Source organism: Mesorhizobium sp. M0478, assembly GCF_040321305.1.
Classification (GTDB): domain Bacteria; phylum Pseudomonadota; class Alphaproteobacteria; order Rhizobiales; family Rhizobiaceae; genus Mesorhizobium.
Genome location: NZ_JAMYRH010000004.1, coordinates 495,717 through 512,283, shown reverse-complemented (window position 1 = coordinate 512,283; position 16,567 = coordinate 495,717). Strand labels below are relative to the sequence as shown.

Here is a 16,567-nt window from a genome sequence, read left to right as displayed (position 1 = left end):
ACGTCGTTGCCCAGCACGCCGGTCGCGGCGACCGTCAGCAGGGCGCCTTCATTGACATTGCCGCTGTCGGCGGTGGCCGTCGGCACGTCGTCGACGATGGCGACGTTGATGGTGCCGGTGGTGGTGTTGCCGTTGGCGTCGGTGACCTTGTAGGTGAAGCTCTCTGCGGCGTTGACGGTGTCGGTACCGGCGGTCGCCGGTCCATGCACCGGTGAGGTCAGCGTGTAGACATAGGTGCCGTCGGTATTGACCTGGATGGTGCCGTAGGTGCCTGCGGTGGCGGCATTGCCGCCGCTCAGCAGCTGATAGGTCAGCGGTGCGAAGCCGCCAGTGGCGTTGAGCTGGTTGGAGGCATCGGTCTCGGTGGCCAGGGCCGGCAGCGAGCCGGTCACCGAGCCGTGCGCAAGGTCGGCGCCGCTCGTGGTGGTGTCGAGTGCGGCTTCGTTGACCGTCACGTCGTTGTCGGCCGGTGCAACAAGCCCGGCATCGGCCAGGTTGATGGTCAGCGTCGTCGTCGACAGGTCGCCGTCACCGTCCTTGAGCGTGTAGACGAACACGTCCGTGGTGTCGGCGGCGATGTTGTTGGCCGTCGACTGGTAGGTGTAGGAGCCGTCGGCGTTGAGATGCAAAGTGCCGTGCAGGCCGGCAATGTCGGTGCCGACACCGCCCGATACGGCCGTCGTGGTGTTGCCGCCGGCGGCGCGCACGCCATCGATGGTGGCGCCGTCGGCGCCGGCCACGTCGTTGCCCAGCACGCCGGTCGCGGCGACCGTCAGCAGGGCGCCTTCATTGACATTGCCGCTGTCGGCGGTGGCCGTCGGCACGTCGTCGACGATGGCGATGACGATTGCCGCCGGGGCTGACGAGGAGGTGCCGTCCGACACGGTGAGCGAGAAGGTCTCGGTCTCGGTGACCGCGGGAACGTCCGTGGTCGGACTGGTCAGCGTGTACTGGTAGGTCGCTACGCCAGTTACCGCGTTGTAGCCGGTGATCAGCAGCGTGCCGTGGTCGCCCGGGAAGGTCGAACCGTCGAGGCTGCCGATGGCAACCGTGGTGCCGCCGATGGTGACGCTCTGGACGTCGTCGAGGCCGTCGGGGTCCGATACCGTGAAGGTGCCGGTCGCCACCGTGCTGCCGTTGCCGGCCGCCGAGCCCGCCGCAAGGCCGGCTTCATAGACCAGGTCGTGCGCGCCGGCCGGGTTGCCCTGGTCGACGACGATCTGCGGCACGTCGTTGGTGCCGTTGATGGTGATGGTCAGGGACGCCAGAGCGGTATCGCCGTCGCCATCCGCCACAGCATAGTCGAAGCTCTCGGCCACGGTCTGGCCGACATCCAGCGCCTGTACCGCGGCATACCCGGCCGGGTTCTGGGCTTGGGTGTAGAGCACATATGTGTAGCTGCCGTCGGCGCCCACCGTAAGCTGGCCGTAGGTTCCAGCAACGTGGTTGGCAACGGCGCCGTCCCAGGTGATCGAGCCCAAGCCGTCGGTGCCGAGGTGATCCGCGTGGCCGTCGGTTGCGTTTGCGTCGGCGCCACCCACGCCCGTGATCACATTGCCGTCTGCCGTGAGCGGCCCATCTTCGGTGACCGAGTCCTGATCGTTGACCGCAACCGGGCCATCATCCTGGAATTCGATGCTCAACGCGACATGGGATACGGCGGTGCTCGTGTCGCCGTCGAAATCGGTGATGGTGGCCTTGACGTGCAGGTCGGCGGCGACGGTCGCTATGTCGTCAAAGGCTGCGGTGCTTGAACCGTCGACATTGTGAGCGATCGGCTGATATTGCCCGATCCAGACCGCTCCGGTCGGATCGACATAAACCTTGAAGACGTCGACGCCGTTGGCAGAACCAACGAGAACGCCGTCCGCATTTGTCGAGAGCATGATCGCCGAGCCGTCGAGTGTCTTCAGGCCGGAATCGACGTTTGACAGCGGATTGCCAATCGCGTCGGTGACGGCAAACGAGAATGTCGCGTCGTCATCGGCGCCGACCGAGGCGTTGAAAAGGCCGAGCGCGCTGGCTGACGATTTTGCGTAGCCCAACGCCCCCGGCTCGTCCACCAGAGCTGGCGGGGAGAGAGCGGTGTCATCCGCCGGATTGGGATCTGCGGCGTTGTTGACGCCGGCGGACTCGTCGTGGCTGACCCGGAAGACCTCGGTCTGCGTTGTGACTGTCGTGACCTTGGCTTCGATGCCGAAGATCTTGAACGGGTTGCCGCCAGTCAGGGTCGCATCGGTTCCGCCAGCGTTGGAATCGAAGGTAAAATCGTTGTAGTTGCCCACCTTGAGCTGGTCGAACGGGGTGCTGCCGATGACCTCGGCAGTCGCACCATCGGGCACGCCGGCGAAGGCATAGCCCACCTGCACGCCGCCCTCGAAGACAGCCGTGCCGGCCGTCAGCACACCATTGATGCTCACGGTGAACGGCTCGAATGTGCCACCGTCCTTGGCGCCGATGAACATCACGGCGGCTTCGACACCCTGGGCTTCCGCAACATCGATCGTGAACTTGACCGAGTCGACGTCGTATGAACCACCGTCGGTGATGCTGGGCGGATTCGGATTGTTGGGGGCGATGACAAGATTGTTGACGAAGTCCATCGTCACGATTTCGGGGCCGGTCAAATGCGGATGGGTTTCGTATCCGTCGATGATCTGGCCGTCGCCAACGCCGATCTTGGTGCCGGTGGTGTTGACGGAATTGTCGCCTTCGTTGATGTCGACGGCGCTGAGCTTGATGTCGTGGTTGCCTGCGCCATCCATGCCGCGAACATCGGTGTTGCCGGCCTGCAGCGTGTAGACGATCGTTTCGGTCGTGGTTGTGGTCGTCGTGCCGGCATCCCGCGCGACGATCTGCGGAACGTCGTCGAGCACCTGGACCTTGAATGTACCAGCCGCCAGTCCGATGGTATCGCCGTCACCGTCCATGGCAACGACAAAGGCCGAAAGATCGATACCGCCATTGGCAAGCGTATTTTCGGTGTTGTCGCCCGGGAGCATATCCAGAGTCGGATGATCGATCTGATCGATCAGGGTGAAGACATAGGAGCCGTCCGCACCGACGGTCAGGGTGAAAACAGGACGATCCGTGCCCGCCTGATAGCCGGCACCGGCGCCTACATCGACATAGCCGGTCAGGGTCGTGCCGTCGGAGACGATGAGGACATTGCCGCCTTTCGAATCAAATCCCGAATCCGATGGGGTGGTTTGGGTGACAAGGCCGAAGGCCGAAGTCGCATTCGGGCCGTCAGAGCCGAAGTCGACGATTGCATTCAATGCGCCGGCAGCACCGATGGCAACCGCGGAGTTTGTTCCGGTCACTTCGCCAGGCTGAAGATTGTCGGCATTTCCGGTGGACTGGCTGTTGTGCAGACCGTCTTCGTCGACATTCGCGGTGACCTGGGCGGTGCCAGTAACCTTCGGCCCGTCATCGTCGAAGGAGAATGCGGAGCCTTGGCCGTTGATCAGGTCGACGGTCGCCTTCTCTGTGATGGTGTCGCCGTCGCCATCCTGGCGCGTTACCTCATATTGCAGCTGAACCTGGCCGCCATTGGTCAGCGACAGATTGAGTTCGGAATCGAACTTGTTGCCGTCGGCGCCATGGTTGAGCGCTTCGTAGAGCGTGGTCTGCAGCTGCTCGGCGCCAGGCGCCCCGGTGATCGCGATGGTCAGAACCTGATCGCCATGCGTGTCGCGGCCGACGATCACTCCTCCTTCGAGGAAGAGCGTGACGGCGCCGCCGTCGGTGGCGGTGAGATTCGTGGCAAGGCCACCGGCCGGAATGCCGGTAAAGCTCAGATTCCCGGTAACGGTACCAGGACCGTCCGAACCATAGCTGCCGCCGACAGTGAACAGATTGGTCAGTCCGCCTGCTACCGCGGTGTTGACCTGCGCCAGGCCCGGACCGGCATCATCCGTGTTGGCGTTGCCGCCGGCATCTTCGGTCTCGCCGATAGCGCCATTGTAGCGATCCGCGCCAACCGTCTCGTCAAGCTCGACGGAAAGCAGGCCAGCCGCTCCATCGTGGGCGCCGACCGTTAGGCTTGGCCCATCGTCGTCGAAGGAGAATGCGGAGCCTTGGCCGTTGATCAGGTCGACGGTCGCCTTCTCGGTAATGGTGTCGCCGTCGCCGTCCTGGCGCGTTACCTCATATTGCAGCTGAACCTGGCCGCCATTGGTCAGCGACAGATTGAGTTCGGAATCGAACTTGTTGCCGTCGGCGCCATGGTTGAGCGCTTCGTAGAGCGTGGTCTGCAACTGCTCTGCGCCGGGCGCGCCGGTGATCGCAATGGTCAGGACCTGATCACCCTGCGTGTCGCGGCCGACAATCACTCCTCCTTCGAGGAAGAGCGTAATGGCCCCGCCGTTCGTGGCAATGAGATTCGTGGCAAGGCCACCGGCCGAAATGCCGGTGAATGCCAACTGCGCGGTCGTGCTGCCTGGCCCGTCGGCACCGTAGACGCCGCCAACGGCGAACAGCGAAGAAAGGCCACCCGCCAGGCCGGTCGTCACCTGGGCCAGGCCAACGCCGTCATCGGTGTTGGCGTTGCCGCCGGCATCTTCGGTCTCGCCGGCATTATAGCGGTCGCCGCCGACCGTCTCGTCGAGCTCGACTGAAAGCAACTGTGCCGCTTGCGCGGTTGCCTGGACCGAAAGCGTAGGGCCGTCGTCCAGCACACCAATATTGAGGGTCGCGGTGGCCGGATCATTGTCTGTGTCTGTAACCACGACGGCAAAGCTGTCGGAAACCCCCTCGGTCGTTCCGGTCGATGAGATGTCGTGATGATCAAGAGTGTTGTCGGCAAGGGTATAAATCCAGCTATAGCCGTTCGTCGGATTGCCGGTGACCACGAGCGTGCCGTATTGCCCGGCAACGCTGCCGCCGTTGGTTACGTCCACACCGTCAATGACAAGCGTCCCGATGCCATCACCCGAGACGATGTTGAAGGTCCCTGAAACCTGCTCGGCGGTGCTGGCCGGGTCCGTCCCGTCGGCAAGCGCGGCCTCGTTGACGACAAATCCGGAGCCAATGTCGATTGTCGGCGTCGTATCTTCTTCCCTGACCCCGATCGTCAGCTCACGCGGCTCCAGCCGTCCAAATTGCAGGTCCGTCGGCGGCAACAATGCGGAAAGATCGAAGCCGTCGCCGATACCACCTGGGGGAATGGTGAAGTCGCCGCCGGCACTGCCTGGGGCGCCGCCCGGGCCGGCCGAGATCGAACCATCGGCACCGAAGGCGACATCGACGTGGCTCGCTTCAAGAGCGGCCAGCAAGGCCACGCGCGGAACTTCGACATCACCGATGATGAAGGTCGGCACGTTGAGCGCGCCATCCTTGATGAGGATGACTGAACCGTCGGCCTGTTCCAGCAACAGATTGTGGCCGTCGACCTTGATGTTGTCGATGGAGACGTCCGCCGGAAGTTTCACGATGTTGCTGGCGTCGGCCACGTATTCATGCGGCGCGGCTGCCGCCGGCGCTTTCGCCTCCGCGGGTGCTGCCGGCTGAACGGGTGCGCCACTGCCGACATCGACCGGCACCGGCTCGGCAGGCGCCGCCTGAGCGACCTGCGCTACCTGGATGCCTGCCTGCGATGGCGAGCCGCCATGTTCATGTGAAGAGTGCTCGTCCCAAGAATTCGAGACGGTATCCAAATCGTTACTGGTCGTCATCGCCAAACCCCTCCGGCATTTCCCGGATAGAGACAGTGACGACTTCTGCTTTGCAACTGTCCCGCAATCAATTTCATATATCCCGGTATGCAAGTCTCGGCATTTTTTACGTGTGGTAAACCCGGAAGATATAATCTGATATACATTGGCCGCGCCGCGCTTCGTTTGATATCCGCCGGCTGAGCTGGATTGGTAAACAGAAGTATAAATTTGAATAAAGTTTTACACAAAATAGGTATTCCCGATTGAAGGAAACTTATCCACCTTCCTTTCCAGTAATTTGAGACAATATTGGTACCGTCCACAGTCAAGAGGTGGGCGTCATGAAAAAAGAAAAATCTGCCCTGGGAATAACCGGGCTCAGGCTCCTCCTGCTGGCAATGGCGATTGCAAGCCTGCCGCAGCCATCATCCGCGAAAGCAATTGCCGTGAATGCCGGCGCTGCCGCTGGAGTTCTGGCGGCGGTCGAAACCCCGTCCAGTCTCGGCGGCGTTTCGCTGGCTCGGCCGCAGCCATGGCAGCCGGTTTCAGCCTACCGGATCGGCATGATTTTCAGCAGCTCTGTTGCCGTTGATGAAAAGCGTGGTTCTTCGATCGCGCCGCCCGCCGCCGGGATCGACCTGATCCAGACGGCGGCGATCATTCCCGGCGTGTTCGGTTCTGTTGCCCTGTCGATGCGCAATTTCCCGGTTTCGGCGCGCTGGGCGCCGGTCTACAAGGCAATTGTCGACTGTACCGCGAGCAGCGCGTGCGAACGCAAGAACAGCGCCTTTGCCGAGATCGTCAAGGCAGCCGGGAACAAGCGCTTCATCGACAAGTTGTCCTTCGTCAACTCAAGTATAAATCGCGCCATCGCCTACAAGAAGGACAGCGTGGTTTACGGCAAGCTCGACTACTGGGCCAAGCCCCGGGAAATCCTTGAGCGGCGGGCAGGGGACTGCGAGGATTTCGCCATCCTCAAGATGGCCGCGCTGCTGCATGCAGGCATCCCGGCGCAGAGCATGTCGCTGGTCGTCTTGCAGGATCGCAAGCGCGGTTTCTTTCATGCCGTGCTGTCGGTCAGCACCGGCAGCGGCGTCTTCATTCTCGACAGTTTGAGCAATGTAGTTTCCCGCGACACAGACCTGCCGACCTACGTGCCGCTGTATTCGTTCAGCACCGATCGCGCGTGGATCCATGGCGCGAAGACCGGTTCTGCTCAAATAGCCGATATCAAGGGCGGCCTTTCGACGGTCGCGCCTGGTGAAGGTGTGCAGCCGTAAGCTCCCATCAGAGAGTCTTGAGCGCTCTATCTCTTGTTTGACGCAATTTTCCACGAAAACCGCTCACACTTTTCCCGGAATTGCTCTAGCCGCCGAAGACGAACGCCATCAGCAGTTCCGGCTCGACCACCGGCGCCCGCACCGCGCTCAGTTGACCGCGGTAGCGGCGGTCGCCGGCGCCTATGACGAAACCGGTCGCGACCGGCGTCTCGCCATTGGCGTCGAGCCTAGCGAATATGTCGGCGACATTGAGGTCCAGCGCCAGCTTGAGATCCTGGCGCGCGTCCTCGTTCGGCGCCACCGGCAATTGCCGCCGCACCAGTTGCTGGAACGGCGCGTTGAAGGTCAGGATCTTCTTCGACGATGCCAGGGCAAAGGCCGGCGAGGGACAGGCGACGAGAATGGCGCTGATGGTCTTGATCGACGCGAGCCTCTGCAAGGTGAGGTTTTGGTCGGCCAATCCACGCATGCAGGCTACGCGAATTGCCGATGTCAGGTTTCCGGCGTTGGCGTGGCTCTCTGCAATTTCCTCGATCAGTGTGCCGATCGTGCATTTGCGGCTTTCCGCCATCTGCTTCAGCGATGTCCAGAACGCCCGTTCCAGACGAATGCCGCGGCGCATGCCGCCACGCGCCACAACCCGGAACTCGAGACCGAAATCCTCACTCGCCAGCGGTGGCAGCAGCCGGTCGCGATCGACCGGGCGGGCGATCGCACTATCGCTCACTCATTGCCTCCTCCCGCGCCTTGTTGATTGGTTTCAGAAGGTAGGTGAGAATCGTTTTGCGTCCGGTCTTGATGTCGACCGAACAGATCATGCCGGGGATGATCGAATAGGTCTTGCCGTCGCGTGTCAGGGTCGATTTGTCGGTGGCGACACGCACCTGATAGTACGGTTCGCCGGTCTTCTGGTCGACAAGGCTGTCGGCAGTGATGTTCGACACCTTGCCTTCGATGCCGCCGAAGATCGAGAAGTCATAGGCGGTCACCTTGATCAGGGCATCCTGGCCCGGCCGGATGAAGGCGACGTCCCGCGGTGAGACCCGGGCTTCGACCAGCAGGGTCTCGGACGTCGGCACGATACCCGCGACGACCGCGCCGGGCTGGACGAAGGCGCCGACCGTGTTGATGTCAAGCGTGTTGACGATACCATCGACAGGCGAACGGATATCGGTACGCGCCACCTTGTCGGTGGCACCGCGTATCGTCTCGTCCACCACCGAGAGATCGGCCAGCGCCTGCGTCAGATCGCTGAGCGCTTCCTGTTGCAGCTGGAGGCCAAGTTCGTCGACCTGAAGCTTGGCTTCCGTGATGGCAGACCTGGCTTTCTTGATGGTCTCTCCGGCAAGCGTCAGCTGACCATTGAGTTCGGTCTGCTCGCGCTCGACGCGGAGCTGCTCGGTTCGCGCCATCAGGCCCTTCTTGACCATCGCTTCGACCAGCTTCGCCTCCTGGTCGCTGACGGCCAGGTTCTTGGTGAGGCGATCGGCATTGGCGTTGGCTTCGTCGAGTTCCTTCTCACGCTGATCGAGGCGCGACTTGAGAACCGACAGTTTGACTTCGAAGTTGTCGCGCCGCGCGATCAGCAGCTTCTGCTCGTTGTCGCAGATTTCCGGCGCCACCTTCTGGATCTCGGGTGGGCAGGGAAACGCGCCCTCGAGACTGCCGGTCTGTTCGAATTGGAGCCGTGCAATGCGCGTCTGCAGCGCCCGAGCTTTGGCCTGCTGCTCGCCAAGGCTGGAAGTGTTGAAGGTGTTGTCGAGACGAATGATGAGGTCATTCTTCTTGACGACCTGACCGATCGTCACGGCGATTTCCTGAACCACGCCCGGCTCGCTGGCCTGGATGATCTGGGTCTTCGACGCCGGTATGATCTTGCCGTCGCCGCGTGCGATTTCATCGACCTCGGCGAAGGATGCCCAGGCTACCGAACTCGCAAAAAGCGCTCCGATAATGAATATCGAAGCCGACGCAAAAAGCGGCGGACGGTCTTCCCTGGCTAGCATTTCCAACGCCCCAACGTGTTGTATTCACGCATAAGTCTGTTCGTCAGGCGCTTGTTTTCTGCAGCGCCTGTATCACTTGGTCTTTCGGTCCATCGGCAACGATCTTGCCCTGCTCGATGACAATGAGGCGGTCGGCCAGCTCGAGCATGCTGAAGCGGTGCGTCGAAACGATCAGGGTCGTGTTGCGATCGAAAGCCACTTTGAGCTGCTTGATCAGCTGGCGCTCGGAAGCCAGATCCATCGAGCCGGACGGCTCGTCCAGGAACACGATTTTCGGTTTGGTCAGCAACAGGCGGGCAATTGCCATTGTCTGCCTCTGACCGCCCGAGAGATTGGTGCCGCGCTCGCCGACATTCATGTCGTAACCTCGCGGATGGCGGGAGACGAAGTCGTCGACGCCGGCAGCCTTGGCCGCGTCGACGATCTGCTCATCGGTCGCCTCCGGGCACGCCATCAGGAGATTTTCCTTGATGGTGCCGGAAAATAGATCGTTGGCTTGCGCGACGATCCCGACCGCGGCGCGAACCTCAGATGGGTGGTATTGGCGGATGTCGATCCCGTCCAGCAGCAGCTCGCCGGAGGTCGGCAGGAAAAGCCTGCCGATCAGCCTCCCCATGGTCGTCTTTCCCGAGCCTATGCGGCCGATGATGCCAATCCGCTCACCGGGCTTCACCGAGAAATTCAGGCCGGTCAGCACTTCGTTTTCGGAACCCGGGTAGACAAAGCCGACATTCCTGAATGCCATTGCACCGTTGCGAATGGGGCGGTTGACGAAACCAACCGTGTCCGGCCGATCCTCAGGCTGCGCCATGATCGAATTCACCATTCGCAGGGACAGCATCGCCTGGCGAAGTCTGGACAAGGTGATCGCAATCTGCCCAAGCGGGGCCACCGCCCGGCCCGCCAGCATGACGGTGCCGATGATGGCGCCGGTCGAGACATGCCCTTCCGAAAAGGCATAGGCGCCGGCCACGATCAAAGCGACGGTGACCATCTGCTGGATGGCTTGGGTTATGTTGCCGGCGGCAGCCGAAAGCTGTTTGATCTTCTCGGACGTGTTGGATGCGTTCTTGGAATGCTCCGCCCATTTTCGCAGAAGGTACGCCTCTGCCCGCAGCGATTTGATCGTTTCCAGCGTGGAGATGGATTCCACCAGCAGGGCCTGGCGCTGCGAAGCCTCGTTCATGGAAGCGGCAACGCGTTTGCCGATGCGCCGTTGCGTGATCAGCCCGACGATCACCGAGGCGACAAAGGCAATGGCCGGTATGACGACCAGCCAACCGCCTATCGCATAGATGACAAGAAGAAAGACGAAGACGAAGGCTGTGTCGATGAAGACGCTGATGGTGTTCGACGTGAAAAACTCGCGCACGAACTCGTACTGGGTCACCCGATTTGCATATTCGCCGGTTGAGCCGGGCCTTGCCGACAAGGACGAGTTCAGCACCTTCTCGAAAAGCATATAGGAGATGCGAAGATCGGCCTTGCGCCCGGCATAGTCGATCAGTGACGCTCTGGCGGTCTTCAAGAGCAGGTCGAACAGAATGACCGCGCCGATCCCGATCGACAGCACCCAGAGAGTCGATATCGCCTTGTTCGGCAAGATCCTGTCGTAGACGTTCATGGTGAAGATCGGTGAGGCAAGAGCCAGCAGATTGATGAATACCGCCGACAGGATGACCTTCGAATAGGTGCGCCAGAACGGCCCCATCGTGCCGGTCAGCCAATGTCGCCGCTCGATCTTGGCCGCCGAACCGACGCTCATCGCCTCTACTGCGTTGGCATAGGTTATCGAGAAGGAAACGCCGCCACTAATATAACTTCCGGAAAACTCGGATTTGCTGATTGTCGTGCGGCCGTCTTCCTGGGGAGCGGTCGTAAATCCACCGTCCTCGGTCTGGGCAAGCAGCGCTACAGGCAACTGGCTGACGCGAAACAGAATGGCGGGAAGGTCGATGCGTCCGCGAAGAAAGTCGCGATGGCTGAATTCCGTGATTTCAAGACCGATGCGTTCGGCAAGATGCCGGATGGCGTCGATATCGATGCGGGTGTCTGACAGCGGCACGCCGGCAAACAGCACGGTCTCGGAACTCGGCCTGCCGAGGTACCCGGCAACAGCGGAGAAGCAGGCCTTGAACGCCTCTTTTGGGGAGAGGATTTTGGGTTGTGGGTTCACGATTGGCCCGCAGGACTATCGTTCGTCCTTGACCTTCCTACTTCTTTCTTACCGGTGCGAGGATGTCGAAAGGCAGATCGTTCGTCTGCTCCGACGGCGTGCGCGCATAGGTTTCGGTGTCGGCCGTTTCAGGCGCATTGAACTCGGCCTTGGCATAGGCGGTGGCCTGTTTTGCCGGCTGAAGATTCATGGTCTTCAGCAACTGCCCGGTTGCCGCCAGCAGCCGGTACTGCGCGAAAAGCGACGCGTAGGATGCGGTGTCGGCAAGCGTAGCTGTGTTGAACCGCGTGTTCTGCGCGTCGAGCACGTCGAGCAGCGAGCGCTGTCCGACCTTGAACTGCTCGCGATAGGACGCCACCAGCCTTTCGTTGGCGGCAGCCTGAAGCTTCAATGTCTTTGCCAGATCGGCCTGCCGGAAGCGGCGATCCCATGACGTACGGACGGCTTCCTCGATCTCGCGCAGAACCTGGTGCAGCACAAGGCGCTGCTCGCTGGTGCGGCGGACCTGCTCTTGCTCGTTGGCTTTGTCGATGCCGCCGCGATAGAGGTTCCAGCGCAGCACCAGCCGCGCCTGCAGGTCGCTAGCGTCGCCATCGTCGCCGTCGATGTCATAGCCGCCGCGGGCGCGGCCTTCGGCGATGACGGAGGGCCCGAATTTCGCCCGCGCCGCATCCACCAGGGAGGCGGCGGCGTCGATATCGCTGTTGGCCATGTGGACGCGCGGATTGTTCTGTCGCGCCAGCCCTAGCGCGTCGTCGAGCGACCTTGGCAGCGCGCTCGAGACATCGCTCGGCCTTGACGCGTTGGTCAGCGGCTTACCGACCGTCTTGAAGAACCGTATCTTGGAAGCCTCCAGTTCTTCGGTCGCCTCCTGCACACGTGCCTTGGCAGCGAACAGCCGCTCCTCGGCCTGCTGGCGATCAGCCTCGTTCAACGCGCCCCCTGCAATACCTTGCCGGATGTCGCCGAGGATTGCCTGGTGAAAGCCCAGATTCTTCTTCGCTTCCGAAACGATCGAAGCCTGCAGCATGTATTCGAGATAGTCCTGGACGACAGACAGTCCAATGAATTCAGACCGTTCCAGCACCCGGAACGATGCGCCGTCGACCCGCGACGCCTGACGGTTCAGTTCCGCCCGCCTTGCGCCGCTGTCATAAAGCGTCTGCGTGACAACGACATCGGCTTCCGACGGATAGAGCGCGTCATCCTCTATGGACAGCGAACGCCGGGAGGAATTGTCGAGACGACGAACCCCCGCCGACGCCTCGACATCGACGCTGGGAAGATAAAGTCCCTTCGCTTGGCGTAGCTCGAATTCGATTGCTTCGCGGTTTTCGATCGCTTGGCCAATTTCGGGGTTGGACTCCACCGCAACCGCCATCGCCTCCTGGAGAGTGAGCGCGTGAGCATTCCCACAACTCAATATGGCGACCGTCGTCAGCAGGCCGAGGCGCTTGCCTATCGCCGACATAGATGTCGTATTCATTTCACCCCACCCCAACGTTCCCCTGCGCCATTATTGCCAGGCGTTACAACTCAACCGTGATTGTTCACAAATTTGCAAAATATGGGAGCACTTATTGATTTAGTGACCGCTAAAACGCTAAATTCAAGCAAAATTCTATAGAATGTCGCAAAAATGGCACATAAAATACCCACTGCGGTTTTTGAGTAACAGCCGTCCGAGTTTGAACAGGCAAGCGAAACCGCTCCGGGAAGGAGGACCGCAAGGCCACCTTACGACCTATTTGCTCCTGATAGCTTGACTATTTCTGGGTGTATTTTTTCAGCGAGGTGACCGACAACATCTTGGTTGGCGGCTACAATCGGCAGGATAATCTTAGCCCGCTTGCCAGAGCCTGGAACCGACACCCCGGTCTTTCTTCGACCTGAAGCGTGGGCATAAATCCCTGAGCCGGCGAATAAAGGCCGACAACTGCTTCACTGGCCAGCGTGCCAGCATAGGGCTCATATGACGGCCGATCAACGACTCGGTCAACCGAAGAGGTGACGGTACTTTTTGAGGCGGTTCTGTAGGCCATCGAATGCCGCAAGGTCCAAAAATCGCTCCAGTGAACCCGATAGCTGGTGAAACCTCAAAATAGTTCTTGCGGCGATTTTCCGTTAAAATCAAAAGCGCAATTTTTTTGACGGTTAGTGTCCGCCTTTTCGCAGCTCAGAAAAAAATCTGACTGGAATTGAGTCATACGCTGTTTAAACAATGCGGAACGAAGTGGTCGGTTGCGCCACCACTTTGCGGGACGACATACGAGAGTTGCAGGACGAGCGCGGTCAAACATCGAGGGCCGCCGGCTCGTTAGATACCACTACTCGTTCCTCCGCGCCATTCCAACAGGCTGAACTTCGAGGCAAGTGAGCCGGTCCTGGTCCGGCGCCTCGACTCGTAAATCCATTCCACCGATCACAACTGCCTGCAAGCTGCCGCTTGTTTGTTACTTCCCAAGTCTCATCGGCCATATCGAGGCGCTAGACCGTCAGCTGGTCGCGCGCTGTTGCCACAGCTGCCGATCTGCAATCGTCCCCATTTCCGCCGTTCTGGACCCTGTCTCCCAACGTTTGCAAAACGAGGTCAGCTATGGTCGGCAGTTTGGGGTCGCGGGAGCATACGGGATGATACGGGACCTTTCAGATTTTGGCCCACCAAAATCCAGCAAAATCAACAATTTCCGTTCGCCCTCCGGGCCCACCAATAACTCACGGCTTACGCCGAACTCTTTGTTTTGTGATCGCATCCGCGAAAAAGCACTCTACCGTCAAAGCTTTTCCCCACCTCTCGATAATTTCGCAAGCTGCCGCTGGCTATCGGCGGATCGTTGATGCGCAACTGTGACGGCGGTCGTTACCGTGGCTCGAGTGTCAGCAGATGTGGTAAGGCTGATTGTCGACGAGTAGCAGAGGGTCCAGCAACAATGACTTTGAGACGAACCAGAGCTTACGGCGGATCCGGCTTGGTTCTGGCGGTTTGCACTGTATTGGCTTGGCAAAACGCCACCGCCGCTCAAGATTGCTACGCAGCCGCGACGCCTGGCGTCAATTGGCAGGAGTGTGACAAAAAGCTTCTCATCCTGGAAGGACAGGACCTGAGCGGGGCAAACCTGTTCGGTGTTGATTTCACTTCGACCGACCTCAGGAACAGCAATCTCCTTGCGGCAAATTTTGAGAAGGCAACGCTTGTGCGCGCTTCCCTGGCCGGCTCGACCGCCAAAGGCGCCCGGTTCGACAAAATCGAGGCGTACAGGACCGACTTCAGCCAGATGGACGCGCAGGGCGCTGTGTTTACGGGCGCGGAAGTGCAGCGCTCGAATTTCCAGAACGCCAATCTGGTCAATGTTGATTTCACAAAGGCGGAATTGGGGCGTGCACAGTTCCATGACGCCGATATCAGCGGCAGCCACTTTTCGTTTGCCAATCTCGCGCGGGCGGATTTCCGAGGAGCGAAGTTCACCGCACCGATAGACTTTGACGGCGCTTTTTTCTTTCTGACCCGTATCGAGGGCCTCGATCTATCCAATTCGGCGGGTCTGTCCCAGTGGCAGCTCAACATGGCTTGTGGAGACGCCCGGACCGAGTTGCCTTCTGGCATGACGAGGCCAGAAGATTGGCCCTGTCAATTCCAGCAGGAATAGCCCGCCCGTCCGCTTCCCGCCCAAAGGCTGCCGGGCGGCAAAGCGCCTCAATTCAGTCCTCGGCCGCGGGTCAAAGCACGACACTGCGGGACATTTCCGGCAATCTCATTTACCGGCGAACGACAACGACCAAATGGAGGACGGATGCCCAAGGTCAAAGGTGATACCGCTCTGGACAAGGAGCGCGCCAAAACAGAGAAGCTCCTCAAAAAGGTTGGATACACAGCCTTGAAGGAGGCCGGTGTGGTATCCAAGCGACCCGACCTCCCAAATCTAAAGATTGAAAAGCGAGGGAAGTAGCGGACACTCCCATGCTGACCTGACCGAAGGCACGCCCAAAATGTAGACGTCTGCTTTGCCTTCTCAAGCTAGGAGTGTGCAGGCGGCGCTTGCGACAACCACAAAGCGGACTGCTGGGGCCGGAAGAAGCTGTCGTATTTCCGCCCCGGTGCGATCCGATACTTCACAACTTTTTCACTTTCCAATTGGGGGGCCATAGCAAATGAACGAAGAGACCGGCGTTCAGAAGTTGGTGCGCACGCTGCGTGCTCGAGCACCTGATGACGCAGCTGAATTGCTCGCTAGAGAGTCTCCCGAGTTCATCCGCGACACACTAAAGCTGTTGCCGGACGGGCACGCCCATAAGGTGGCCGAGCATTTGCCACTGCATATGCGGCCTATCAGCTCTCATGACGGTGAGATGGGTTTCGCGATCCCCGAGTCGCTCGTCGACGTGATGGACCCGATCCCCGCCAGCGTTCCTGTCGGGACGACGGTTGCTGCCGCGGTGGAAGCTGTCAGAGGCGCCCAGGTGCCGACCGAGCTCACTTATCTCTACGTCACGGACGAGGGCAATAGACTGGTTGGCCTAGCGGTCCTGCGCGATCTGATGCTGAGCGAACCCGACGCGATTGTCGATCACATCATGCTGCCCAGGCCGTTCGCTCTTGATGTCGGTCTCTCTTTGAGTAACGCATGCAAGGCGGCGGTACGGCGTCACTATCCTGTCTATCCGGTGGTGGATGCGGAGAACCGGCTGCTCGGGCAGGTTCGCGGCTGGCGATTGTTCGAGCAGCAAATCATCGAGATTTCCGCCCAGTCTGGCCAGATGGTAGGCCTCCAGAAGGAGGAGCGCTCTTTTACGCCGCTGTTTTCAGCCTTCCTGAAGCGTCATCCGTGGCTGCAGTTGAATCTCCTGACGGCCTTCATGGCCGCATTCGTGGTCAGTTCGTTCACAGGCACGATCGAGAAGATCGTCGCTCTGGCGGCGTTTCTCCCGGTCTTGGCCGGGCAGAGCGGAAACACCGGCTGCCAGGCACTGGCTATGACGCTGCGTGGCCTTGCCCTGGGGGATGTGGACAAACGACCGAAGCTGCACTTGGTGATGAGAGAGGGCGCGCTCGCGGCCGCCAACGGCGTGCTCGTCGGCGTTGTTGCGGCTGCGGCGATGTGGTTCTATGCCTCGAGGCAACCGGAGTCGGCGGCGCAGGCGCCGATGCTGGCACTTGTGATCCTGCTTGCCATGTCCGGAGCGTGCCTCATGTCCGGCATCTCCGGCGTGCTGATCCCGTTGGGCCTGCGCCGGGTAGGCGCCGATCCGGCGGTCGCCTCGGCGATCTTCCTCACCACCGTGACCGATATTGTAGGCATGGGCCTGATGCTGGGGCTGGCCACCATGCTCGTGCTGTAGCAAGCTGCGTGCGGTGACGCGTCCCTGGGCGTTGAGGCAATGAGCTGACCTCGCGTTCAAAGAAATTGCAAGACCCGGGCCGAATCGCACACGCGTCGTGAGAAGCACCTT

At 60.6% G+C, this 16,567-nt stretch carries 8 protein-coding genes; 3 read left to right on the top strand and 5 right to left on the bottom strand.

Translation table 11 applies throughout. The features are described 5' to 3' along the window. Positions 1-5,675, bottom strand: a 5,675-nt coding sequence (locus NKI64_RS13570; RefSeq protein ID WP_352668364.1) for a beta strand repeat-containing protein, incomplete at its 3' end; no start/stop codon positions are given. Between the two features lie 323 nt (positions 5,676-5,998). Between NKI64_RS13570 and NKI64_RS13565 the strand changes: the two genes are divergently transcribed. Continuing rightward, on the top strand, positions 5,999-6,937 hold the full coding sequence (locus tag NKI64_RS13565; protein WP_023696389.1) for a transglutaminase-like cysteine peptidase: 939 nt from the start codon (positions 5,999-6,001) through the stop codon (positions 6,935-6,937). An 85-nt stretch (positions 6,938-7,022) separates the two neighbouring features. On the opposite strand, the gene NKI64_RS13560 is transcribed toward NKI64_RS13565, so the two are convergent. From NKI64_RS13560 to NKI64_RS13545, 4 genes are read right to left on the bottom strand one after another with little or no spacing between them, the layout of a single operon-like run. After that, complete coding sequence (locus NKI64_RS13560) at positions 7,023-7,664, bottom strand: ribbon-helix-helix domain-containing protein (RefSeq protein ID WP_023829118.1); 642 nt, start codon at positions 7,662-7,664, stop codon at positions 7,023-7,025. Next, positions 7,654-8,943 (bottom strand): HlyD family type I secretion periplasmic adaptor subunit, encoded by a 1,290-nt coding sequence (locus tag NKI64_RS13555; protein ID WP_352668360.1) that lies wholly within the window; start codon positions 8,941-8,943, stop codon positions 7,654-7,656. Before NKI64_RS13555 ends, NKI64_RS13560 begins: the two co-directional genes overlap by 11 nt. A gap of 43 nt (positions 8,944-8,986) precedes the next feature. Further along, the gene (locus NKI64_RS13550) at positions 8,987-11,119 is read right to left on the bottom strand and encodes a type I secretion system permease/ATPase (RefSeq protein WP_023687775.1); all 2,133 of its coding nucleotides are present in this window, start codon (positions 11,117-11,119) and stop codon (positions 8,987-8,989) included. A 37-nt stretch (positions 11,120-11,156) separates the two neighbouring features. Next, a complete protein-coding gene (locus tag NKI64_RS13545) occupies positions 11,157-12,605 on the bottom strand; it encodes a TolC family protein (RefSeq protein ID WP_352668358.1) in 1,449 nt (482 codons plus the stop codon). A gap of 1,444 nt (positions 12,606-14,049) precedes the next feature. Here NKI64_RS13545 and NKI64_RS13540 point away from each other — a divergent pair. Next, complete coding sequence (locus NKI64_RS13540) at positions 14,050-14,766, top strand: pentapeptide repeat-containing protein (protein ID WP_023687777.1); 717 nt, start codon at positions 14,050-14,052, stop codon at positions 14,764-14,766. A 502-nt stretch (positions 14,767-15,268) separates the two neighbouring features. Beyond that, a complete protein-coding gene (locus tag NKI64_RS13535) occupies positions 15,269-16,456 on the top strand; it encodes a magnesium transporter (RefSeq protein ID WP_352668355.1) in 1,188 nt (395 codons plus the stop codon). The last annotated feature ends 111 nt before the right edge of the window (positions 16,457-16,567 follow it).

Coding starts and splice junctions, on each gene's coding strand:
- NKI64_RS13565 (WP_023696389.1), top strand. CDS start 5,999: ATGAAAAAAGAAAAATCTGCCCTGGGAATAACCGGGCTCAGGCTCCTC.
- NKI64_RS13555 (WP_352668360.1), bottom strand. CDS start 8,943: ATGCTAGCCAGGGAAGACCGTCCGCCGCTTTTTGCGTCGGCTTCGATA.
- NKI64_RS13545 (WP_352668358.1), bottom strand. CDS start 12,605: ATGAATACGACATCTATGTCGGCGATAGGCAAGCGCCTCGGCCTGCTG.
- NKI64_RS13540 (WP_023687777.1), top strand. CDS start 14,050: ATGACTTTGAGACGAACCAGAGCTTACGGCGGATCCGGCTTGGTTCTG.
- NKI64_RS13535 (WP_352668355.1), top strand. CDS start 15,269: ATGAACGAAGAGACCGGCGTTCAGAAGTTGGTGCGCACGCTGCGTGCT.